19 protein-coding genes and 2 pseudogenes are annotated in these 23,646 nt (G+C 62.6%); 19 read left to right on the top strand and 2 right to left on the bottom strand.

Translation table 11 applies throughout. The annotated features are described in order from the left end of the window. The 11 genes and pseudogenes from Q0K09_RS06070 to Q0K09_RS06020 form a co-directional block, all read left to right on the top strand. A pseudogene (locus tag Q0K09_RS06070) lies at positions 1 to 241 on the top strand (IS481 family transposase); the annotation flags it as partial. A 947-nt stretch (positions 242 to 1,188) separates the two neighbouring features. Continuing rightward, positions 1,189 to 1,800: a 4Fe-4S binding protein gene (locus tag Q0K09_RS06065; RefSeq protein ID WP_294474244.1), complete on the top strand. Its 612-nt coding sequence runs from the start codon at positions 1,189 to 1,191 to the stop codon at positions 1,798 to 1,800. Positions 1,801 to 1,805: 5 nt separating this feature from the next. Further along, entirely contained in the window at positions 1,806 to 2,447 is a 642-nt protein-coding gene (locus tag Q0K09_RS06060) for an ABC transporter permease (protein WP_294474243.1), read from the top strand. Positions 2,448 to 2,450: 3 nt separating this feature from the next. After that, positions 2,451 to 3,389 carry a glycine betaine ABC transporter substrate-binding protein gene (locus Q0K09_RS06055; protein WP_294474241.1) on the top strand — a complete coding sequence of 313 codons (939 nt, stop codon included), beginning with the start codon at positions 2,451 to 2,453 and terminating at the stop codon, positions 3,387 to 3,389. Between the two features lies 1 nt (position 3,390). Next, the gene (locus tag Q0K09_RS06050) at positions 3,391 to 4,206 is read left to right on the top strand and encodes an ABC transporter ATP-binding protein (RefSeq protein ID WP_294474237.1); all 816 of its coding nucleotides are present in this window, start codon (positions 3,391 to 3,393) and stop codon (positions 4,204 to 4,206) included. A gap of 129 nt (positions 4,207 to 4,335) precedes the next feature. After that, positions 4,336 to 5,127, top strand: coding sequence for a protein-ADP-ribose hydrolase (locus Q0K09_RS06045; RefSeq protein WP_294474234.1), 792 nt, complete (start codon positions 4,336 to 4,338; stop codon positions 5,125 to 5,127). A 68-nt stretch (positions 5,128 to 5,195) separates the two neighbouring features. Continuing rightward, entirely contained in the window at positions 5,196 to 6,116 is a 921-nt protein-coding gene (locus tag Q0K09_RS06040) for a Sir2 silent information regulator family NAD-dependent deacetylase (protein ID WP_294474247.1), read from the top strand. Between the two features lie 440 nt (positions 6,117 to 6,556). Beyond that, complete coding sequence (locus tag Q0K09_RS06035) at positions 6,557 to 7,459, top strand: FAD-dependent oxidoreductase (protein ID WP_294474231.1); 903 nt, start codon at positions 6,557 to 6,559, stop codon at positions 7,457 to 7,459. Between the two features lie 419 nt (positions 7,460 to 7,878). Continuing rightward, positions 7,879 to 9,381 (top strand): S-layer homology domain-containing protein, encoded by a 1,503-nt coding sequence (locus tag Q0K09_RS06030; RefSeq protein ID WP_294474228.1) that lies wholly within the window; start codon positions 7,879 to 7,881, stop codon positions 9,379 to 9,381. A 195-nt stretch (positions 9,382 to 9,576) separates the two neighbouring features. Beyond that, positions 9,577 to 9,897, top strand: a complete 321-nt coding sequence (locus Q0K09_RS06025; protein ID WP_294474224.1) for a rhodanese-like domain-containing protein — start codon at positions 9,577 to 9,579, stop codon at positions 9,895 to 9,897. Position 9,898: 1 nt separating this feature from the next. Then, complete coding sequence (locus Q0K09_RS06020) at positions 9,899 to 11,593, top strand: FAD-dependent oxidoreductase (protein WP_294474222.1); 1,695 nt, start codon at positions 9,899 to 9,901, stop codon at positions 11,591 to 11,593. A gap of 156 nt (positions 11,594 to 11,749) precedes the next feature. On the opposite strand, the pseudogene Q0K09_RS06015 reads toward Q0K09_RS06020, so the two are convergent. Beyond that, positions 11,750 to 12,232 (bottom strand): annotated as a pseudogene (locus tag Q0K09_RS06015) (glucose PTS transporter subunit EIIB); the annotation flags it as partial. Between the two features lie 690 nt (positions 12,233 to 12,922). Between Q0K09_RS06015 and smc the strand changes: the two are divergent. The 8 genes from smc (at position 12,923) to rsfS (ending at position 22,460) form a co-directional block, all read left to right on the top strand. After that, a complete protein-coding gene (gene smc / locus Q0K09_RS06010; RefSeq protein WP_294474219.1) occupies positions 12,923 to 16,492 on the top strand; it encodes a chromosome segregation protein SMC in 3,570 nt (1,189 codons plus the stop codon). Positions 16,493 to 16,552: 60 nt separating this feature from the next. Next, positions 16,553 to 17,419 (top strand): signal recognition particle-docking protein FtsY, encoded by an 867-nt coding sequence (gene ftsY, locus Q0K09_RS06005; protein ID WP_294474217.1) that lies wholly within the window; start codon positions 16,553 to 16,555, stop codon positions 17,417 to 17,419. 40 nt (positions 17,420 to 17,459) lie between these two features. Beyond that, positions 17,460 to 18,176 carry a ribonuclease PH gene (gene rph / locus Q0K09_RS06000; RefSeq protein ID WP_294474212.1) on the top strand — a complete coding sequence of 239 codons (717 nt, stop codon included), beginning with the start codon at positions 17,460 to 17,462 and terminating at the stop codon, positions 18,174 to 18,176. A 3-nt stretch (positions 18,177 to 18,179) separates the two neighbouring features. Then, positions 18,180 to 18,776, top strand: coding sequence for an XTP/dITP diphosphatase (locus Q0K09_RS05995; protein ID WP_294474207.1), 597 nt, complete (start codon positions 18,180 to 18,182; stop codon positions 18,774 to 18,776). A gap of 30 nt (positions 18,777 to 18,806) precedes the next feature. Beyond that, on the top strand, positions 18,807 to 19,124 hold the full coding sequence (gene yhbY, locus Q0K09_RS05990) for a ribosome assembly RNA-binding protein YhbY (protein WP_294474204.1): 318 nt from the start codon (positions 18,807 to 18,809) through the stop codon (positions 19,122 to 19,124). Between the two features lie 100 nt (positions 19,125 to 19,224). Beyond that, positions 19,225 to 20,442 carry a bis(5'-nucleosyl)-tetraphosphatase (symmetrical) YqeK gene (gene yqeK, locus Q0K09_RS05985; RefSeq protein ID WP_294474202.1) on the top strand — a complete coding sequence of 406 codons (1,218 nt, stop codon included), beginning with the start codon at positions 19,225 to 19,227 and terminating at the stop codon, positions 20,440 to 20,442. Then, on the top strand, positions 20,439 to 22,070 hold the full coding sequence (locus tag Q0K09_RS05980; protein ID WP_294474197.1) for an LCP family protein: 1,632 nt from the start codon (positions 20,439 to 20,441) through the stop codon (positions 22,068 to 22,070). The genes yqeK and Q0K09_RS05980 overlap by 4 nt, the downstream gene beginning before the upstream one ends. Before the next feature lie 30 nt (positions 22,071 to 22,100). Beyond that, positions 22,101 to 22,460 (top strand): ribosome silencing factor, encoded by a 360-nt coding sequence (rsfS, locus tag Q0K09_RS05975; RefSeq protein ID WP_294474194.1) that lies wholly within the window; start codon positions 22,101 to 22,103, stop codon positions 22,458 to 22,460. Positions 22,461 to 22,531: 71 nt separating this feature from the next. Here rsfS and Q0K09_RS05970 read toward each other — a convergent pair whose 3' ends face one another. Then, positions 22,532 to 23,284: an SDR family oxidoreductase gene (locus tag Q0K09_RS05970; protein ID WP_294474190.1), complete on the bottom strand. Its 753-nt coding sequence runs from the start codon at positions 23,282 to 23,284 to the stop codon at positions 22,532 to 22,534. Between the last annotated feature and the right edge of the window lie 362 nt (positions 23,285 to 23,646).

The following is a 23,646-nucleotide window of genomic DNA, read 5'->3' as shown; positions in this document are numbered from 1 at the left end:
TGAGTCCACCGCCGCCCAGCTGGGTATCCGCCAGCGCATCCGGCCCTACACGCCTCGCCACAACGGCAAGGTGGCGCGCAGCCACCGCGAGGACCAGAAGCGCTTCTATTCCTGCCGCAGCTTTTATTCCCTGGATGACTTCGCCAAGCAGCTCGCTGCTCACAACCGCCGCTCTAACAACTTCCCTATGAGGCCGCTTGACTGGCTTTCTCCTTGTGACTTCGCCGTCCAATATACTTGACAAACCTACAGTAAAATTCGTCCGAACACGCCCGTCACAGCGAAGTTGACTGAGAGGGTCCTCTCCGCTCCCGCCTGCGGCGGCGCCTCTCCCAAAGGGAGAGGCGAGTGCGGCGTGTCACCCGCCCCTTGGCCCCCTCTCGGCCGATGCCATATTGACGGTTCAGCGGAGTCTTGATAAACTAAAAGGCACGAAGACCAGGAGACAGAGATTCATCGGGGGCCGGATGAGCTGGAGGGGATGGTGTGATGGCGAGGCTGGGGGATGTTACGACCTATATCAATGGATACGCTTTTAAGCCATCGGACTGGTCTGATACTGGCGCTCCAATTATCCGCATACAAAATTTAACAGGAAATAGTTACCAAGCAAACCGGTGCAATGGAGAATACGCGAAGAAATATGAAGTGCTCCCTGGTGACGTTCTAGGGCTTGTTTGAAACATGTCAACATGCCCAACCGGCGGGTCTTTTGCCCCCTGGACGGCGCAATTTTTCCTTGAAATCCGCCAGGATTCCTGCGAAAAAATTGCTTGCCAGCGGCCCAAAATCCCTCGCTGCTGGACACATCGCCAATTTTCAAACAAGCCCTAATATCTTGGTCAGCAAGCCTTGGTATATATGTATGGAAAGGTGAAAAAGCTGTCCTAAACCAGTATATTTTCAAGGTGGTTTTCGATAAATGTCCTGTTGACAAAAGTTTTTTGGTTGATTGTACAATCAACCCTCGGAATTTACACCAATTACGGGAAACAAGATGAAAGAAGATGGTGTAAGACGCATAGTTAAAAATCCGTAGAACCCGCATGGGACAAGGCTTTGACAGCAGACGCAGCAAGACGCATGGTATCCTTTTGGTAACCATGGCACAATATTGTGCGTACTTTTCAGCGACATGAAACTGTGTTACAATACAAACAAGAAAACCAAGCGGGGAGGAATCTTCCAATGAATGACAAAGCGAAAAAGTATGTGGATCTGTTTCGTCAGGTGAAAATCGCCACCGCCGCCACCGTGGACGCAGTCGGCCATCCCCAGGCCCGGATCATCAATGTGATGCTGGCGGAGGATGACGGCATGTACATCGTCACCTCCAAGGGCAAGCCCTTCTACAAGCAGCTGGTGGAGACCGGTGAGATCGCCCTGGCGGCCATGTGCCCGGACTGCCAGTCCCTGAAATTCGAGGGGAAGCTGCGGATTGCGGACAAGAAGTGGGTGGACAAGGTCTTTGCGCACAATCCAGGTATGAACGAGGTCTATCCCGGCGAGAGCCGCTACATTCTGGATGCTTTCCATATTTATGAGGGCCGCGGGGAATGGTTCGACCTGCTCCACTACCCCATTTCACGGGAGACCTTCGCCTACGGCGGCGACGCGGAGGAGCACAACGGCTTTGAAATCCAGGACTCCTGCATCGGCTGCGGCGCCTGTGCTAAGGCCTGCCCCCAGAAGTGCATTGCCGAGGGGACACCTTACAAAATTAACTGGGAGCACTGCCTCCAGTGCGGCCGGTGCGTGGAATTCTGCCCGGTGGGCGCGGTGCGCCGCCTGCACCCGTAACCCCCATGGAACTGCTGCGGGAAATTTTTGCCCTGTACGCGGAGCGGGCGGACTGGTTCGGGGAGCTGCTGCTGGCCCATATCAGCCTGGCCCTGGCCGCCATCCTCATGTCCGGCTCCATTGGCCTGCTGCTGGGGGTGTGGATCGCCCAGCATCCCCCCTTCGCGCCGCCGGTGATGGGGCTGTGCAATGTGCTCTACACCATCCCTGCCATCTCCCTGCTGGGTATTCTGATCCCCTTCACCGGAATCGGCAATCGGACTGCTGTCATCGCCCTGACCCTCTACGGGGTCATGCCCATGGTGCGCAACACCTATGTGGGCCTCACCACCCTGGACCCGGATATCCTGGAGGCGGCAAAGGGCATGGGCAGCACCCGGATGCAGGAACTGCTGCGGGTGAAGCTGCCCATGGCTGCGGGGGTCATCCTGGCGGGGGTGCGGAACATGGTGGTTATGACCATCTCCGTGGCCGGCATCGCCTCCTTTGTGGGAGCCGGCGGCCTTGGGGTGGCCATCTACCGGGGCATCACCATCTATAACCCGGCCATGACGGCGGCGGGCAGTATCCTGATCGCCCTGCTGGCCATTGTCTGCGATCTGGCGCTGGGGGCGCTGGAGCGGTATTTTAAAAAGAGAGGATCTTAAATTATGAAACTTGGCAAACGACTGCTGGCTGCTGGCCTGACCGCCGCGCTGCTCTTCTCCCTGGCCGGATGCGGCGGGGAACCCGCCTCTTCTGGAAGCGGATCCGAAGCCTCTGGCGATCCGGTGCGCATCGCCACCAAGCCTATGACGGAACAGTACATCCTGGGGGAGATGCTGGGCCTTCTCATCGAGCAGGCCGGCTACGACGTGGCGATCACCAAGGGTGTGGGCGGCGGCACCAGCAACATTCAGCCGGCCATGGAAAAGGGTGAGTTCGACCTCTATCCAGAGTACACCTCCAGCGGCTGGGTGCTTGTGCTGGACCACCAGGCCGAGGGTGTGGACGACGGGGAGATGTTCACCCAACTGAAGCAGGAGTATGAGGAGAACTTCGGCATGACCTGGGTGGGGATGTACGGCTTCAACAACACCTTCACCATCGCCGTCCGGGGAGCTGTGGCGGACGAGTACGGCCTGAAGACCACCAGCGACCTGGCCGCCGCGGCGGGCGAGCTGACTTTCGGCGGCAACCCCGACTACATGGAGCGGGAGGACGGCTTCTCCACCCTCTGCGAGACCTACGGGCTGGACTTCGGCAATGTGGTGGACATTGACATCGGGCTGAAATATCAGGCCCTGGCCAGCGGCGACATCGACGTGACCAACGCCTTTACCACCGACGCCCAGCTGGCAAACCCAGACACGAATGTGGTGACGCTGGAGGATGACAAGCATCTACAGGTCAACTACTTCTGCTCCACTGTGGTGCGGCAGGACGCCCTGGAGAAATTCCCCGGCTTGGAGGAGGCTCTGATGCAGATGGACGGCATCCTCACCGATCAGGAGATGGCCGCGCTGAACTATCAGGTGGAGGTAGAGGGCCTGGATGAGCGGGACGTGGCCCGGGACTTTCTGATCCAGAAGGGCCTTCTGGAGGAGTGATATGACACAGCCAATCATTCAGTTTGAAGGGGTATGCAAGTCCTACGGCGGTCAGGCCGTCCTGCGGGACTTCTCGCTGGAGGTATTTCCCGGGGAATTCCTGACCATCATCGGCCGGTCCGGCTGCGGCAAGACCACCGCGCTGAAGCTGGTCAACGGTCTGATTGCACCGGACGCGGGCAGGGTTCTGGTCCAGGGGGAGGATGTGGCGCAAACCGACCTGGTGGCCCTGCGCCGCCGCATCGGCTACGCCATCCAGAGCACGGGGCTGTTCCCCCACATGACGGTGGAGAAAAACATCGCCTATGTGCCCTCCATTTCCGGAATGCGCGGGTGGAAGGGCGCCCAGCGCCGGGAGAAGGCCGCCGCCCTTCTGAAGCGGGTGGGACTGGACCCGGCGCTGGCGGGCCGGTATCCCCGCACCCTCTCCGGCGGCCAGCGCCAGCGCGTGGGCATTGCCCGGGCCCTGGCGGCCGGACCGGAGCTCCTGCTGATGGACGAGCCCTTCGGCGCGGTGGACGAGATTACCCGGGGCCAGCTGCAGGATGAGATTCAACGCATTCACCGGGAGAGCGGCATTACCATCCTGTTTGTGACCCACGATATTGCGGAGGCCCTCAAGCTGGGGACCCGCACCCTGGTCATTGACAAAGGCGCCGCGCAGCAGTGCGGCAAACCGGAAGAGATCCTGCGCCGCCCCGCCACGGAATTTGTGAAAATGCTGGCGGAACAGCAGCGGCAGACCTACCTCCCGCCGGACGAACCGCTGGAAGACCGGGCATACTGCGGCGCTGGCACCCCCCTCCGGGCTGTGTAGTCCGGCGGGCATCATGGACAGGAGATCGGCCCATGGCGCACGGGGAACAGCGGCGGCATTGCGTTTATCAAACAAGCCCTATTTGAAAATCAGAGTGAGCAATGCTGGTTCGGGAAGGAGCGCACGGCAATGATGCATGATGAACAGCGGATCTATTTAATGAAAGAGTTGCTGGCTGAAGATGAGAGATATACAGGTATCTCGATTCCTTCCGATGAGCAGGAGCAGAAAAATTTACTGCGCAGTTTGATGAATGTGCGTATGCCAAAGCCGATCAGCCGTGACTTTCTCCAGATACAGGATGAATACCTGCAATACGAGCGGGACAGGCGCGGCATTACGGATAGTGCGAAGCTGCCCTCCATTCCTGGAGATTCCCGGCTGGTATTGTGGCAGGGAGATATTACGGCCTTGAAGGTAGACGCAATCGTAAATGCCGCAAATTGTGGGATGCTGGGCTGTTTCCAACCGCTCCATTCCTGTATCGATAATATCGTCGGCACGATGAGCGGTATCCAATTACGGCTCTACTGCTATGATATGATGCGCAAACAGGGCCACGAGGAACCTGTGGGGCAAGTAAAGATCACGCCTGCTTTCAATTTACCCAGCAAATATATCCTGCATACTGTGGGACCGATTATCCATGGGCCGGTCAGCAAACAGGACTGTGACGCGTTGGCCTCCTGTTACCGTTCCTGCCTGGAGCTTGCCGTGGAGAACAACTGCCGGAGCATTGCTTTTTGCTGTATCTCCACGGGGGAATTTCACTTTCCCCATGAAAAGGCCGCAGAAATAGCGGTTCAAACGGCGACATCCTTTTTGAATGCACAGAAACCGAACATTCGGGTCATCTTCAATGTGTTCAAGAATGTGGACCTTCGTATTTATCAAAAGCTTCTGGGGGTGTCTGGCTGTTGATGACTGCAAGACAAACCGAGCAAAAGATGGATGCGTTTCAAGAAACACGAAGCAAGGCGGCGCACATAATGTTTGGATGGAAAATTCGCAGATCAGATGACACAACAGCTGGCCTTCACAAATTACAAGAAGCATTGAACAGCGCGGATGCCGTCATGATCGGCGCTGGCGCCGGCCTCTCCACTTCCGCCGGTTTTTCCTATTCAGGCAAGCGATTCGATCAGTATTTTCGAGACTTTGCCGAGAAGTATCAGATTCAGGATATGTATTCCGGCGGCTTCTACCCGTTCCATACACTGGAAGAACACTGGGCATGGTGGAGCCGAAGCATTTGGATCAACCGCTATATGGATGCGCCGAAGCCGGTCTACAGCAAGCTGCATGATTTGGTGAAGGACAAGGACTACTTTGTATTAACCACCAATGTGGATCACTGCTTTCAAAAGGCCGGATTTGATCGGCATAGACTGTTTTACACGCAGGGCGATTTTGGCTTGCATCAGTGCAGTGAACCATGCCACCGGCAGACCTATGACAATGAAGATCTGGTCCGCAAAATGCTGGAAGCCCAGGGATTTGTCATCGGTCAGGACGGCATACTGGATTTGCCGGAAGGTGTCACACTGAAAATGGAGATTCCCAGCGAACTGATTCCCTATTGTCCGAGATGTCACAAGCCAATGACTACGAATCTTCGAATAGATGATACGTTCGTTGAAGATGAGGGCTGGCGCCGCGCCTCGGAGCGATATGCCGCGTTCCTGAGAGAACATCAGGATTTGAATGTGCTGTTTTTGGAGCTGGCCGTCGGCTTCAATACGCCGGCAATTATCAAGTACAGCTTCTGGCGGATGGTACATGACTGGAAGAACGCGACGTATGCCTGTCTGAATTACGGAGAAGCGTATGCTCCCGATGAGATCAAAGGAAAATCCATCTGCATCGGCGGCGACATTGGAGACATTCTAACGGCGTTAGGGCTTGTTTGAAACATGTCAACATGCCCAACCGGCGGGTCTTTTGCCCCCTGGACGGCGCAATTTTTCCTTGAAATCCGCCAGGATTCCTGCGAAAAAATTGCTTGCCAGAGGCCCAAAATCCCTCGCTGCCGGACACATCGCCAATTTTCAAACAAGCCCTAATCGTTCCTTCGAGGTAATCCCGTATAATCTCGACCTTTTCTTCTAAACTTAGTTTTTGCTTTTGCGGCATAACAATGCTCCCTCCTATGTTTGACAGTGTTTTATTTCACTGTCTCTCATAGAGGGAGCATATCAATCTGATAGACGCCCTTTTCATTCTATGAATTGCCCGCGCCGTTTCCTGCAACAACTTGACACCGTCAGCTTCGGAAAAAGGTTTGCTTCCCGGCGGCTTTTGGGGTAGAATGAGGGCAGAGACATCCAACTGCCTTCTGGGAGGTTTTGCTATGTACGACATTATCATCGTGGGCGCCGGCCCCGCCGGGCTGACGGCGGCCCTGTACGCCCGGCGGGCGGGCCACTCCGTCCTGGTGCTGGAGGGGGGCGTCCCCGGCGGCCAGGCCGTCACCACCCCCCATGTGGAGAACTGGCCCGGCACCCTGTCCATCTCCGGCCCAGACTTCGCCATGGGGCTCTACCAACAGTGTATGGACCTGGGGGCGGAGATTCAGTTCGCCGCCGTCACCGGCTTCCAGGACCAGGGAGACGTGAAGGTGGTCCTGGCAGGGGAGGAACGGTTCCAGGGCCGGGCCCTGATCCTGGCCAACGGCGTCCAGCGCCGGAAGCTGGGGGTCCCCGGTGAGGAGCGGCTGGGGGGCAGGGGGGTCAGCTACTGCGCCACCTGCGACGGCAGCTTCTTCAAGGGCAAGGATGTGGCCGTGGTGGGGGGCGGCAACACCGCTGTGGAGGACGCTGTCTATCTGGCCTCCATCTGCCCCACCGTCTGGCTCATCCACCGCCGGGACCGGCTCACCGCCCAGAAATACCTGGTGGACGGCCTCCGGGACAAGCCCAACGTGAAGCTTCTGATGGAGCACAAGGTCCTGGAGATTCAGGGAGAGCAGCAGGTGGAGACCGTCCGCCTCATGGGCCCGGAGCACCAGCGGATTCTCCACGTCTCCGCCGTCTTCGCGGCGGTGGGACTGATCCCGGACAATGCCCGGTTCTCCCCGCCCCTGGCCCTCAACGAGTACGGCTATCTCCAGGCCGGCGAGGACTGTGCCACCAACGTTCCCGGGGTCTTCGCCGCCGGCGACACCCGCTCCAAGGAGCTCCGGCAGCTGGTCACCGCCGCCGCCGACGGCGCCATGGCCGCCAGCAAGGCGGGGCAGTATCTGGGCGGGCTGTAAGCCGCCTCAGGCTGTCAAAAAAGGTGCAAAATTGGTCGGATACGCACCGGGGAGATAGTGTGAAAGGGGGGGGGCGGAGCGCCCCCCTTTCATGTGCAGTCGGGAACTTTTTCGATTGCATCGAAAAAGTCCGAAGGACTTTTCCGACAGGCTGCGGCGGACTGCCCACGAGGCAGTCCGCCGCTCTTTTTGCAGCTCCCACCCATCCATAGCCCCAGGGCGTTCGGCGTTGTTCTGTACGCATGATGATACGGCAATTTATCTTTGGGAACACCACGCTGAAAATATGGCCGTTTGCCCTTGTGAAAGGTCGAAACCTGTATTATACTAAGCATATGACCGCGCCGGAGGGCGGCGCTCCCCCTGCCCGGCCTTTGGCAGCTGCCGGAAATCAAGAGAGAAAAGGAGAGAAGACCATCATGCACCTTAGTAAACGTATCCGCGCCCTGGCCCTGGCGGGGGCCCTGAGCCTCTCCCTGGCCGCCCCGGTCCGGGCGGCGGGGTACACCGACCTGCCCACCTCCCACTGGGCCTACGACACCTTGACCGAGGCTGCCAACCTGGGGATTCTCCAGGGCTCCGGAGACGGCCTCATGGACCCCTCCGGCACCCTGAGCTGGGGCCAGTTTCTGGCCATGCTTACCCGGACCTTTGCCGCCCGGTCCTATGAAAACGCCCTGAACACCGGCCTGAGCTGGGACCAGGCGGGGCTTCAGGCCGCCCTGTCCAGCGGGCTGCTGCTGCCGGAGGACAATCTGAGCGTCATCAGCGGCGGCTCCCTCAGCGACCCCGTCACCCGGCAGGACGCCGCCCTGCTGCTGGCCCGGGCCCTTCCAGAGGAGGCTGAGCCCTCCAATTCCATTCTGGACTTCTGGTACGGCGCCATGCAGAACGCCGCCGACGCCTCCACCTTCACCGACTGGAGCCAGATGGACGCCGCCCACCAGGAGGCCGTAGCCGCCCTGGCGCAGGCCGGGGTGGTCCAGGGCCGGGCCGACGGCTCCTTTGGCTGTGACGAAACCCTCCAGCGGGCCGACGGGGCGGCCCTCCTGGTCCGGGTGCTGGAAAAGGTGGACCAGGAGCGCAGAGGGGAGGAAAAGGCCGTCGTCTTCCATTTTGTCAACAGCGTCACCGGCGAGACCATCCTCCCCGACCAGCGGACCACCGCCAGGGTGGGCTACAGCGTCTCCTATGCCGCCGACACCAGCGGTGTGGGATACTACAACGACGTGACCCCCTACAGCTATCAGATTAGTACCATCAGTGACGAGTACACCCTCCTCTTCGAGCCCATGACCGAGGCTGAAATCCAGCAGGAGCAGTTCTGGGAAAAGGTGGAGCGCGGGGAGGCGGCCATGGAGGACTACTATCTCCAGGACTTCTGGCTTCAGTTCCCGGAAGAAAATCCCCGGAAGTACCTCCTCCTCTTCGGCAGTGAGGACAAGCGCCGCTTCGAGAATGAGGCCGAGGCCTCCGCCGCCATGACCACCGTCTCCATCCCCGTGTGGCGGCTCTCCGGCAGCGGCAGTAAGGTCAGCGCCACTCTGTCCCTCACGGTCCACGCCGCCATCGCCCAGGACGTGGTGGACATTTTTACCGAGATCTACAACGACCCGGAGCAATTCCCCATCCACAGCGTGGGAGGCTATGCCTGGCGGGGCGACACCGCCACCGGCGAGCACAACTGCGGCACGGCCATCGACATCAACGCCAACGAAAACTTCCAGGTCCGGGACGGCCAGGCCCTGGCCGGGAGCTTCTGGGACCCGGCGGAGAGCCCCTATTCCATTCCCGAAGACGGCTCGGTGGTCCGCATCTTTGCGGAACACGGCTGGAGCTGGGGCGGCGACGCCTGGGCCTTTGACGCCGATCCGTCCGCAGGCTACCACGACTACATGCACTTCTCCTACATGGGCGGCTGACCGCCGCCCGGTTCCGATGCACACCGCGCGAAAAAACCACAGGCCGGACAGATGGTAGGGAGGCTGTCCGGCCTCTCTTTTTGCCGCCGGCCCGGGCGGGCCGTATGGCATGGGCGGCCGCAATGTGACAATATCACAGTCTGGGGCGGAAAACTGTGCTATTATCCTGGCAGAAAAAGACAAGGAGGGCCGACCATGGGTTTGTTTGATTTCTTAAAGCCCCCGGACATCGCCCAGGGCGTGGACGAATATCAGGCCGCGCCCGGCGCGGTTCTGCTGGACGTCCGCACGGCGCAGGAGTACCGGGAGGGCCATATCCCCGGCAGTAAAAACGTTCCGCTGCAAGCCATTCATACCATCACTTCCGTGATAGAAGAAAAGGATACCCCGCTCTTTGTCTACTGTTACAGCGGGGCCAGGAGCCAGCAGGCGGCCGGCGGCCTGAAGCGGTTGGGCTACACACAGGTCAAAAATATCGGCGGCATCGCCGCCTGGAAGGGAAAGGTGGAACGATAAGATGAAGGTTGTCATTGTAGGCGGCGTGGCAGGCGGCGCCACCGCTGCGGCCCGTATTCGCAGGCTGGACGAGCAGGCGGAGATTGTGGTATTTGAGCGGACCAGGTACATTTCCTACGCCAACTGCGGCCTGCCCTATTACATCGGCGGTGTCATCGCCGACCCGGAGACCCTGACCCTCCAGACGCCGGAGAGCTTCTACACCCGCTTCCGGGTCCGCATGAAGGTACGCCACGAGGTCACGGCCCTTCACCCGGAGCGGAAAACCGTCACCGTGAAGAATCTGGAGACTGGCGAGGAATTCGAGGAGTCCTACGACAAGCTGCTCCTCTCGCCCGGGGCCCGGCCCGCCCAGCCCCGGCTTCCCGGCATGGGAATCAGCCGGCTGTTCACCCTGCGCACAGTGGAGGACACCTTCCGCATCAAATCCTACATCGACCAGGCCCATCCCAAGTCCGCCGTGCTGGCGGGCGGCGGCTTTATCAGCCTGGAGCTGGCGGAGAACCTGCGGGAGCTGGGGATGGAGGTCACCATCGTCCAGCAGGTGGGGCAGCTGATGGAGCCCTTCGACCCGGATATGGCGGCCTTTCTCCAGAGCGAAATGCGCCGGCACGGCGTGAAGCTGGCCCTGGGCCGTACCGTAGACGGCTTTGAAGAGACGGACGGCGGCGTGAAGGTGCTGCTGAAGGAGGAGGCGTCTCCCCTCTGCGCCGACATGGTGGTACTGGCCATTGGCGTCACCCCGGACACCAGGCTGGCCGGAGCTGCCGGCCTGGAGCTGGGGGTCAAGGGCAGCATCGTGGTCAATGACAGGATGGAGACCTCGGCGCCAGACATCTATGCTGTGGGCGACGCGGTGCAGGTGCGGAATTTTGTCACCGGGCAGGATACGGTGGTCGCCCTGGCGGGGCCCGCCAACAAGCAGGGCCGGATTGCGGCGGACAACATCTGCGGCGGAGACAGCCGGTATACAGGGGCCCAGGGCAGCTCCATCCTCAAGGTGTTCGGCATGACCGCCGCCCTGACCGGCCTCAATGAGACCCAGGCCAGAGCGGCCGGGCTGGACGCCGACGCCGTGATCTTGTCTCCCATGAGTCATGCGGGCTACTATCCCGGCGGCAAAGTGATGACCATGAAGGTGGTCTTTGAAACGGGGACCTGCCGCCTGCTGGGGGCGCAGATTGTGGGCTATGAAGGGGTGGACAAGCGGATCGACGTGCTGGCAGCCGCCCTTCGCGCCGGGATGAAGGCCACGGAGCTCAAGGAGCTGGAGCTGGCCTATGCGCCGCCCTATTCCTCCGCCAAGGACCCCGTCAATATGGCCGGCTTTCTGATCGACAACCTCGCCCGGGGCCTTTTGAAGCAGTGGCGGCTGGAGGAGGCGGCGTCCCTGCCCCAGGACGGCAGCGTGACCCTGCTGGACACCCGCACGGCAGAGGAATATGCCCAGGGACACATCGACGGATTTTTCAACCTTCCATTGGATGAGCTGCGGGAGCATCTGGACGAGCTGGACCCCGGCAAGCCGGTGTATGTGATCTGCCAGAGCGGCCTGCGCAGCTACATCGCCTGCCGCATTCTGTCCGGCCACGGCTTCACATGCTATAATTTCTCCGGCGGATTCCGGTTCTATGACGCAGTGACCCATGAGCGCGTGCTCACAGAGAAAGCCACCGCCTGCGGAATGGATCAGTGATAAAAAGGGGCCGTAAAAAAGGCCCAAGAAAAGAACTCACCCTGCACCAGGCGGTGCAGGGTGAGACTTTTTTGCTGACAGTTCACGGTTTTCAGTCATTATTGCAGTGCGGCTCCTTGTGGGCCCAGGCGCCGCCGTGGGATGGGGAGATCTGCGGACCAGCTTCTTGAATTCGTCGGCCAAAAACTGGACCTTGGGCCCGATAATGACCTGAACGCTGGTCTTGCCGGGACGGACGACGCCGGCGGCGCCGGAAGCCCGAATCTTCTTCTCTACCAGCAGGCGGTCCTTCACCTCCAGACGCAGACGGGTGATGCAGTTGTCTATGCTGGTCACGTTGTCCGCGCCGCCGACGCCTTCCAGGATGGTCTTGGCCATGGCGGCGAAGTCGCTGCCGCTCAGTTCGATGCTGAGTTCGGCCTCATTGTCGTCATCCTCGCGGCCGGGGGTCTTTAGGTTCAGAGCCACAATCACGACGCGGAAGATCATGTAGTACACCACGAAGAACACCAGGCCAATGGGGATCAGCAGCAAGGGGGTTTCGGCGAAGGAAGCGTTGAAGCTCAGGACCCAGTCCACAAAGCCGGCGCTGAACTGGAAGCCCGCACGGATGGGCAGGGCCGCCACGATGGCCACCGAAGCTCACCCTCACTAGGGCTTGTTTGAAACATGTCAACATGCCCAATCAGCGGGTCTTTTGCCCCCTGGACGGCGCAATTTTTCCTTGAAATCCGCCAAGATTCCTGCGAAAAAATTGCTTGCCAGCGGCTCAAAATCCCTCGCTGCTGGACATATCGCCAATTTTCAAACAAGCCCTAGAAGAAAGAAAAAAGACCACATTCAAAACCATTCCATGAATCCAATGCCCATGGAAAGGGTTTGAATATGGTCTTGCCTGTCGAACAGTAACAACCCAGCAATTAACAATCACATGGCATCAATTTACTCAAAGATTGCCGATGATTTAGGGGAATAAATTGACGATTCTGCCAAATACGCAAATTAGGGCAAGAAATTTTGTCCATTTTGTGAATAAATATTGTGCAACCTCCACCGCGCGGTGAGCGCTCCGCCGCTTTTACTGATGTGCGATAGGATCATCGTGGCCGGGAAAATGGTCTGCTTCTCGACGGGGTTCTCTTATACTGTGCTTGACCTTGTAAGAGGGTTTTTCCATCTTGAAGCCTGCCAGACAGCCGGTGGATCCTTTTATGAGACGGGCGTAATGTTATCTAATCATATTGAAAAGGAATAAATGGTGTGGTACAATAAAACGCTATCATATATTAGATTCCTTTTTCAAGCGAATAAGAACCTGGGGGTGAGCTCGTGTACTTAAAGGCGCTGGAGATTCAGGGCTTCAAGTCCTTTCCAGACAAGACGGTGCTGACCTTTGAGCATGACATCACCGCCATTGTGGGGCCCAACGGCAGCGGCAAGTCCAACATCTCCGACGCCATCCGCTGGGTCATGGGAGAGCAGTCTACCAAGGCCCTCCGGGGCGGGAAGATGGAGGACGTCATCTTCGGCGGCACCGCCAAGCGCAAGCAGCTGGGCTTTGCGGAGGTCTCCCTGGTGCTGGACAACACCGGACGCCTCTTCCCCATGGAGGAGAGCGAGATCATGGTCACCCGGCGGTACTACCGCTCCGGGGAGAGCGAGTACTTCATCAACCGCCACGCCGTCCGGCTCCGGGACGTCAATGAGCTCTTCATGGACACCGGCCTGGGCCGGGAGGGCTACTCCATCATCGGCCAGGGCCGGATCGACGAAATCCTCTCCGTCAAGAGCGCCGACCGCCGGGAGGTCTTCGAGGAGGCCGCCGGCATCTCCCGGTACCGCCACCGGAAGGAGGAGGCCGAGCGCAAGCTGGAGCGCACCCAGGAAAACCTGGTGCGGGTCAACGACAAAATCGACGAGCTGGAGCTCCAGGTGGAGCCCCTCCGGGCCCAGGCGGAGAAGGCTAGAAAATACCTTATCCTCCGGGATGAGCTCCGGGGGCTGGAGATCTCCCTGTGGATGGACCAGCTGGACCGCATCCGGGCCGGCGCCGTCAAGCTCAACATCGACTGTGAGCAGGCCGTCCGCCAGAAGGAGGAGGCCCAGAGCCGGCTGGAGGCCCTCTACGCCGCCGCCGAGGGCTATGCCGCCCAGATGCGGGAAAAGGACATAGAGGCCGAGGGCATCCGCTTCCGAATGCAGCAGCGGGAGGCCGACGCCAACGAGTGCCAGCGGGCCATCGCCGTCCTCCAGGCCCAGATTCAGAGCAACCTGGAGAGCGCCGGCCGGGTCCGGCAGGAGCTGGAGGCTCAGGAGGGCCGGGCCGGATCCATCGCCGCCCAGATCGGAGAGCGGCAGGCCCGCCTGGACGAGATCGCCGCCCGGATGGAGGCCCTGAAGGCCGCCCTGGAGGAGGCCCGCCGGTCCGACCGGGACGAGCGGAGCCGGGCCGGCACCCTCCAGGGGGAGCTGGAGGCCCTGCGGGAGAAGGAGGCGGTGGAGACCGCCTCCGCCGCCGAGGCCAAGGCACTCCTCTCCGCCCTGGCCGCCGCCGCCCAGGAGCTGCTGGACCGGGACGAGTCCATCCGCCGGGACCTGGCCGCCGGGGAGGCCCGGCTGGCCCGCCTCCGGGAGGAGGCCGCCGCCACCCAGGCCGAGCTGGACCAGGCCCGGGAGGACCGGGACGCCCTGGGGAACGTCCTGAGCGGCCACCAGCTCCGGGCCGAGGCCCGGCAGCGGAAGGTCAAGGCCGCCGAAGAGCTCCAGGTGAAGCTCCGCATGGACGAGCACGCCCTCTCCTCCCGCATCCACATGCTCGCCGAGATGGAGAAGGTCTACGAGGGCTACTCCAAGGCGGTGAAGCTGGTGATGGGGGAGGCCCAGCGGGGGAGCCTGCGGCACATCCACGGCCCGGTGGCGGGGCTGGTCCATGTGCCGGACCCCTACACCGTGGCCATTGAGACCGCCCTGGGGGGCGCCATGCAGCATATTGTGGTGGAGTCCGAGGAGGACGGCAAGGCCGCCATCCAGGCTCTCAAGCGCCGGGACGGCGGGCGCTGCACCTTCCTGCCCCTGAGCTCCATCCGGCCCTCCGACTTCCGGGACGCCGGGGTGGAGGACGAGCCAGGCTTTGTGGGCATGGGGGACCGGCTGGTGGAGTTTGACCCCAAGTACCAGCGGGTCTTCTCCAACCTCCTGGGCCGGGTGGTGGTGGCCCAGGACCTGGACGCCGCCATCGCCATGGCCCGGAAATACCGCTACCGCTTCCGGGTGGTAACCCTAGACGGGCAGGTTCTCAACCCCGGCGGCTCCATGACCGGCGGCTCGGCCTCCCGCTCGGCGGGCATCCTCAGCCGGGCCAATGAGCTGGAGCGGCTCAACACCCAGATTGACGGCCTCCGGCGGGAGCTGGAGGAGGCCGTCCGGGCCCTGGACGAGGCCCGGCGGGAGGCCACCGCCGCTGCCTACGACCTGGAGACCGCCCAGGCCCAGCGCCGGGAGCTGGAGAGCAGGCTCCTTCAGCTGGAGGAGCGATGGAGCGCCCAGGGCCAGAGCCTGTCCGATGTGGAGGCCCAGCAGAATGCCCAGCGGGGGGAGCTTGCCCAGGTGGAGGAGCGATCCCGCCAGACCGAGGCAGACACCGGCGCCGCCCGGGCCCGCATCGAGGCCCTGGAGGGCTCCGCCGCCGCCCTGCGGGCGGAGGCCCAGGGCAAGGCCGCCGGCCAGGAGGAGATCCGGGCCAGGATGGAGGCGGTGAACGCCAAAATCGCCGGGCTCAGCCTGGAACTGGCCTCCCTGGAGGCGGAGGACGCCGCCTCCCGCAAGGCCCTGGGGGAGCTGGAGGCGCTCCGCCGGGACCTCACCGGCGACAGAGCCCAGCGTGAGGGGGTCCTCCAGGAGTTCCAGGACAAGAACCGGGACCTCACCGGCCGGATCGGGGCCCAGGAGGCGCGTTTACAGGCCATTCGGGCGGAAAATGAGACCCGGAAGGAGCAGGTGGCCCGGCTCAACCAGGAGAAGCTGGAGCTGGAGGCCCAGCGGAACCGGGCCGACCGGGAGAGCCGGGACAAGAACAGCGAGCTGCTGAACCTGGAGCGGGAGGTCTCGGTGCTGGAGCAGAAGAAGGTGGCCGCCGGCCTGGAGGAGCAGCAGCTTCTGGACAAGCTGTGGGAGACCTACGAGCTCTCCCACGAGGCAGCCCGGGCCCAGCGCCTGGAGCTGGAGAGCGCCGCCCAGGCTCAGAAGCGGGTGGGAGAGCTCAAGCGGACCATCTCCGGCCTGGGCAACATCAATCTGGACGCCATCGACGAGTTCCAGCGGGTCAACGAGCGCTATACCTACCTCACCGGCCAGCGGGACGACGTACAGCGCTCCAAGGACGAGCTGGAGCGGGTCATCGCCGAGATCACCGGGGAGATGAAGGCCATCTTCTCCCGGCAGTTCGGCATCATCAACGCCGCCTTTGGGGAGACCTTCTGCGAGCTCTTCGGCGGCGGACGGGCCGCCCTGGAGCTGGACGACCCAGACGACATCTTAAACTGCGGCATCGAGATCCGGGTCCAGCCCCCGGGTAAGGCCCTGAAGGTCCTCTCCCTCCTCTCCGGCGGCGAAAAGGCATTTGTGGCCATCGCCCTCTACTTCGCCATTTTGAAGGTGCGGCCCACCCCCTTTTGCGTCATGGACGAGATTGAGGCCGCCCTGGACGACGCCAACGTGGCCCGGTTTGCCCGCTACCTGCGGGGCATGAGCGGCAAGACCCAGTTTATCGTCATTACCCACCGCCGGGGCACCATGGAGGAGGCCGACGTCCTCTACGGCGTCACCATGCAGGAGCAGGGGATCTCCCGGCTGCTGACCATCAACCTCAACGACGTGGAGAAGGAACTGCACCTCGAGTGACAGAGACTTTGGGAATCCCCCCGGCGGCAGGGAAAATTTGAACAAAAGGATGACTGACCCATGGGTTTTTTTGATAAAATTAAAAAGCTGAACCTCTTCTCCGGCTTTTCCGCTGTGGACGACGACTTTTATGAGGAACTGGAGGAGGGGCTGATTCTCTCCGACATGGGCATGGACACCACCCTCAAGGCGGTGGCGGCCTTGAAGGAGCGGGTGAAGCGGGAGAAGCGCAGGAGCGAGGAGGAGGTCCGGGACTGCCTCCGACAGGTCCTCCGGGAGATGCTGGAGGTGGGGGACCCGGGCCTCCGGCTGGACACCCGGCCCTCGGTGATCCTCTTCATCGGGGTCAACGGGGTGGGTAAGACCACCACCATCGGCAAGCTCGCCGCTGCCCTCAAGGCCCAGGGGAAGAAGGTCCTTCTCGGCGCCGGAGACACCTTCCGGGCCGCCGCCGCCGCCCAGCTCACCATCTGGGCCCAGCGGGCGGGGGTGGAGATTGTCAAGCAGCACGAGGGGGCCGACCCCGCCGCCGTGGTTTTCGACGCCGTCAGCGCCGCCCGGGCCCGGGGGACCGACGTCATTTTGGTGGACACCGCCGGGCGGCTCCACAACAAGCAGAATCTCATGAACGAACTGAATAAAATCTCCCGGGTCATTGACCGGGAGCTGCCGGGGTGCAGCCGGGAGACCCTGCTGGTGCTGGACGCCACCACCGGGCAGAACGGCCTCATCCAGGCCAGGCAGTTCCGGGAGGCCGCCGGGGTCACCGGCATCGTCCTCACCAAGCTGGACGGCACCGCCAAGGGCGGCATCACCGTGGCCATTGCCGACGCCCTCCAGATTCCCGTGAAATACGTGGGCCTGGGGGAGGGCATCGAGGACCTGCGGCCCTTCGACGCCGGGGCCTTTGTCCAGGCGCTGGTATAAAAAGAGCGGGGCGCAGGCGCCCCTTGGGAGGTTATGACCCATGGCAAGAATTGACGGCCGGGCCAACGACCAGCTCCGCCCGCTGGAGCTGACGCCCGGCATCCACAAATTCGCGGAGGGCTCCTGCCTGGTCCGCTGCGGCAACACGGTGGTGATCTGCACCGCCTCGGTGGAGGAGCGCACCCCGCCCCATGTCCCGGAGGGGGAGGGCTGGGTCACCGCCGAATACTCCATGCTCCCCCGGGCCAACCGGGAGCGGTCCCGGCGGGACATCTCCAAGCTCAAGCTCGCCCCCCGCTCGGCGGAGATCCAGCGGCTCATCGGCCGCGCCCTGCGTGCCTGCGTGGACCGGAAAAAGCTGGGGGAGCGCACCGTCACCATCGACTGCGACGTCCTCCAGGGGGACGGCGGCACCCGTACCGCCAGCGTCACCGGGGGCTATGTGGCCCTCTCCTGCGCCCTCCACAATCTGGTGGAGCGGGGGGTGCTGGCCGAGCTGCCCCTGACCACCTGCGTGGCCGCCGTCTCCGCCGGCCTGGTGGGGGACGAGTTGCTGCTGGACCTGTGCTATGAGGAGGACTCGGCGGCCCAGGTGGACCTCAACTGCGTCATGAACGGGGCGGGGGAGCTCATCGAGCTCCAGGCCACCGGCGAGGGCCGGGCCTTCACCGTGGAGGAGCAGCGGACCCTGGTGGACCTGTGCGCCAGGGGCATCCGGGAGATCCAGGCGATCCAGCGGGCCGCTTTGGGAGGTTGAGCCATGAAAGTAGTGCTTGCCAGCAAAAACCAGCATAAGCTGGTAGAGATGCGGGACATCCTCTCCGCCCAGGGGGTGGAGGTGGTCCTGGAGTCCGACGCGGGGGTGGACGTCGAAGTGGAGGAGACGGGCGCCACCTTCGAGGAAAACTCCCTTTTGAAGGCCCGGGCGGTGATGGAGGCCGCAGGCCTGCCCGCCATCGCCGATGACTCCGGCCTGTCGGTGGACGCCCTGAACGGGGCCCCCGGCGTCTACTCCGCCCGCTACGGCGGGGAGGGCCTGGACGACGCGGGCCGGTACCGGCTCCTGCTGGAGAACATGCGGGGGCAGCTGGACCGGCGGTGCAGGTTCGTCTCGGTCATCACCCTGTGTATGCCCAACGGAGACGTCATCTCGGCCCGGGGGGAGTGCCCCGGCGCCCTGGCCTATGCCCCCCAGGGGGAGAACGGCTTCGGCTATGACCCGGTGTTCTTCGTCCCGGAGAAAAAGAAGACCTTCGCCCAGCTCACCCCGGAGGAGAAAAACGCCATTTCTCACCGGGGAAAGGCCCTGGAGGCCTTTCAGGAGAAGCTGGCGGCCTACCTGGCGGAAAAGGGCTGAGGCAGAAATCAAACCGCAAAGGAGTGCATTATGGATCTGACAAGCAAGCAGCGGGCCCAGCTCCGGGGGCTGGCCAACCGCATCGACACCATCCTCCAGGTGGGGAAGGACGGCCTGAAAGAGAACCTGGTCAAGCAGGCCGACGGCGCCCTGGAGGCCCGGGAGCTCATCAAAGGGCGGGTGCTGGAGAACGCCATGCTCACCCCCCGGGAGACTGCCGAGGCCCTGGCCAGCGCCACCCGCAGCGAGGTGGTGCAGGTCATCGGAACAAAATTTGTGCTGTACCGTCAAAGTCATAAAAAGGACAAGAAGGACCGCATCGTTCTGGTAAAGGACAAGCGGAGCTGACAAATTTTGTTCCCCCGCCGCCGCTGCGGCGCAAACAAAAGCGTGAATTGCACCGTCCAAGTACAAAAGGAGGAAGTCTGCGGAAAGGGGAGTGTGCGCGATGAAAATTGGCATCTACGGAGGGACCTTTGACCCGCCCCACCTGGGGCACATGGAGGCGGCCCGGGCGGCCGCGGCGCGGCTGGAGCTGGACCGGGTCCTATTCATCCCGGCCTCGGAGCCCCCCCACAAGGAGCTGCCGCCCGACGCGGTCTCCGCCCGGGACCGGCTGGCCATGGCCGCCCTGACGGCCGACGGGCTGTGCCTGGAGGCGGGACAGCACGAGCTGGCCCAGGCCGACGGCATCGAGCTGGACCGGGCGGGCAAGAGCTACACCGCCGACACCGTGGAGGCCCTCCGGAAGCGCTTCCCGGACGACGAGCTCTGGCTGCTGATGGGTGCGGACATGTTCCTGACCCTCCAGAGCTGGCGGGAGCCGGAGCGCATCCTGGCCCAGGCGGGGGTGGCCGCCTTCGCCCGTCGGGAGTCGGACGCCGGAGCCCCCCTGGAGGCCCAGGCGGACCGCCTCCAGACGGCCTTCGGCGCCCGGACGGCCGTCGTTCCCCTCCCTCAGATCATCGACCTGTCCTCTACCCAGGTTCGCGCCCTGCTGCAAACCGACCGGGCCAGGGCCCGGGAGGTCCTCTGGCGCCAGGTCTACGGCTACATCCTCCGCCAGGGGCTCTACGGCGTGGAGGCCGACCTGCGGCGCCTGGACGACGACGACCTGCGCTGCGCCTCCCTGTCCATGGTGAAGGCCAAGCGCATCCCCCACATCCAGGGGGTGGAGGAGGAGGCGGAGCGCCTGGCCCGGCGCTGGGGGGCCGATCCCCATCTGGCCCGGAGGGCAGGCATCCTCCACGACTGCACCAAATATTTGAACCTGGAAGAACAGTTGCAATTATGCGAGAAATATGATATCGTACTGGACGACTTGGAGCGGGTGGCGGTGAAGCTCCTCCACGCCAAGACGGGGGCGGCCATCGCCCGGCATGTCTTCGGGGAGCCGGAGGCGGTCTGCAACGCCATCTACTGGCACACCACCGGCAAGGCCGACATGGACCTGCTCTCCAAGGTGCTCTACATGGCCGACTATATCGAGCCCTCCCGCTCGGACTTTGAGGGGCTGGAGGAGCTGCGGCGTCTGGCCTATACGGATTTGGACGCCGCCCTCCTGCTGGGCTGCGAGCTGACCATCCGGGACATGGAGGAGCGGGGAATGCCCGTCCACCGAAACACCCTCCAGGCCCGGGATTATCTGAAAGGACGACAGGAATGACCCCAGACAAGGAACCCAACAAGGGGGGCAGCCGCCTCCAGAAGCCAGGCGGGCAGGCCCCCGCCCCCAGAAAACCCAGGCTTACCTCCCGGCAGAAGGTCCTGCGGGTGGTCTATGTTCTGGTGACCGTCCTGGCCCTCCTGGTGGTGGCGGTCTTCGCCGCGTCCCGGCTGCTCTTCGTCAAGCCCACGGTGCCCACCACGCCGGATATCCCCAACCTCCCCGCCGTCAGCGGCAGCCCGGAGGGCCTGGACGGCGAGACCCCCAGCGTCTACGGCAGCGGACGGAAGGAGGACTTCTTCACCTTCCTGGTCATCGGCCGGGACACCGGCGGCGGCGGCAACACCGACACCATCCTCCTGGCGGCCTACGACGTGCCCAACCAGCAGCTCAACGTCATGAGCATCCCCCGGGACACCATGGTTAACGTCTCCTGGGACATCAAGCGCATCAACTCCGTCTACAACTGGTACGGCGGCGGCGAGGACGGCATCGAGGCCCTGGATAATGAGATCAGCCAGCTGGTGGGCTTCGTCCCCGACTTCCAGGTAGTGGTGGAGTGGGAGGCCGTGGGCGAGCTGGTGGACGCCCTGGGGGGCGTGTGGTACGATGTGCCCCGGGACATGTACTACTGGGACCCCACCCAGGACCTGCTCATTGACGTGGACCCCGGCTACCAGCTCCTGGACGGTGACAAGGCCATGCAGGTGGTCCGCTTCCGGGACGGCCCCAACGGCTACAGCACCGGAGACCTGGGCCGCATTGAGACCCAGCAGGGCTTCCTCAAGGCGGTGGTGGAGCAGTGCCTCCAGATCACCAACGTCACCCGCATCGGCGATCTGGCCCGGGTCTTCACCGACAACGTCACCACCAACCTCACCATCCCCAACCTGCTCTGGTTCGCCCAACAGGCCGTTCTGGGCAACGACAGCGGCCAGACCCTGGACATGGACAGCGTCAACTTCGTCACCATGCCCTGCACCGCCCGGAACGTCTGGAGCCGCTCCTACGCGGGGACCAGCGCCCAGTACCAGTCTTATGTGGTCCCCAACACCCGTGAGCTGGTGGACCTGGTGAACGAGTGCTTCAACCCCTACCTGGAGGACCTGGGCTCCCGGGAGCTGGACATCATGTATGTCAACTCCGACGGTACCATCGGCTCCAGCACCGGCGTCCTGGAGGACCGCACCCACAACACCGCCTGGCTGGAATATCGGAACCGGCCCCAGGAGACCGAGGAGCCCTCCGAGAGCCCCCTGCCCGCAGAGACCGAAGACCCGGAGGCATCTCCTGACCCGGAGGCATCTCCCGATCCTGACGAATCCCCCGGCCCGGACGCATCCTCCAGTCCCAACATCTCCCCCAGTCCCGACATTTTCCCCAGCCCCGGCATCTCCACCAGCCCCGGCGGAACCGAAAGTCCGGCACCCGGCCCGGATACGCCCCCCACCGGCGGGGAAGCCCTCCAGACGCCCCCACCGGCGGAGTCCCCCCAGACAAGTCCCGCGCAGACCCCCATCATTGACCCGGACCTGCCGCTGCTGACCCCGCCCCCGGCGGCCATAACCACTCCCACCCCGGACGCCGGGAGCCAGGACAGCCCTCCGGAGGGCATCCCCCTGCTGTAACCAATGAGATAAAAAAGGAGCGAACGCCCAATGACGCCAAAGGAAACGGCTCTAATCCTCGCGGCGGCCCTGGACAGCAAGAAGGGCCAGGACATCAAGGTCCTGGAGACCGGGGCCCTCACCACCCTGGCGGACTACTTTGTCCTCTGCACCGCCACCTCCACCACCCAGGTCAAGGCTCTGTCCGACGAGTGCGAGAAGGTCATGAAGGAGCACGGAGAGCTGCCCCACCACATTGAAGGCCACCGGGGCGGCGCCTGGATTCTGCTGGACTTCTCCTCGGTGGTGGTCCACCTGTTCATGGATGAGGCGAGAAAGTTCTATGACCTGGAGCGCCTGTGGAAGGACGCTGCTGAGGTGGACCTGAGCGAGATCCTAAAGCCCAACTGAACCGGCACAACCCGGCGGAGGCGCATGGTGCGCCTCCGCCGGGTTGTATTGGCGCGGCCTCTTCCGGGGCCTTACCCCTGCTTGCGCCGCTGGACATGCCAGCAGATCCGGGCCAGGAGCTTGTCCGGCGCGAGGCGCTGGAGGACGTGGACCGTCTTCATGCCCGCGCCGGGGATGATGAGGAGCTTTCCCTGGAGCATCCGGGTGACGGCGTACTCGGCCACCGCCTGGCTCTGGAGCGCCGGGAGGGAGAAGGAGACGCCGGCCCGCTGGTCAAACTCGGTGCTGACCGGGCCGGGGCAGAGGACGCTGATCTTCACCCCGCTGCCGGAGCGGCGGAGCTCCTCGGCCACCGCCTCGGACAGGCGCAGGACGTATGCCTTGGAGGCGTAGTAGGAGGAGAGGAGGGGCCCCGGCAGAAAGGCCGCCGAGGAGGCCACATTGAGGATGTGGCCCTGCCCCCTGGCCTTCAGGTCCGGGAGGAAGCGCTTCATCAGGATGTGGAGGGCCGAGATGTTCACGTCCAGCATGGCCAGCTCCTCTTCCAGGCTGGTCTCGTCGAAGGGGCCGAAGAGCCCCCGGCCGGCGTTGTTGACCAGAATGTCGATGTCCTCCCCCCGGACGGCCTCGTAGAGGGCCTGGACCTGGGCCCGGTCTGCCAGGTCCGCCGGAAGGACCTTCGCAGGCACAGGTAGCTCCTCCGCCAGGGCCCGGAGGCGGTCCTCCCGCCGGGCGGTGAGGATGAGGGCGCAGCCCCGGGCGGCCAGAGAGCGGGCAAGGTCCCTGCCAATACCTGAGCTGGCCCCGGTGATCAGTGCTTTCATAGGCGCATCTCCTTGCAGCATGGATTCTCCTCCAGCATACCACATTTTCCAGGCCCGGAAAAGCCCGGAGCGGACAACTTCATGAGGAAGCTGGAAGAATTTTTGAAGAGGAAGCAGTCGATATCAGTCGTGCAGAGGCATATCTAAAGCAATCCCACAAAATATCAACAATAGTCAGATTAACTTTACAATCAACCTCAATTTATTCTTATTTCCGCGCGTTTCCTTCATAAACTCCATCAACCAATCCAAAAAGTAAAAAAGAAGGAAGCCTAAGGGTCAAACCTTAGAAACCGTATTCACAAATGGGGAAAGAAGTAGTAGAATGTGGATATGAAAAAAGAAAAGAAACGCAAGGCGTA

This window comes from uncultured Intestinimonas sp., from assembly GCF_944387725.1.
GTDB lineage: Bacteria > Bacillota > Clostridia > Oscillospirales > Oscillospiraceae > Intestinimonas.
The sequence above is the reverse complement of the archived record's forward strand: the minus strand, read 5'-3'. Positions and strand labels throughout refer to the sequence as shown.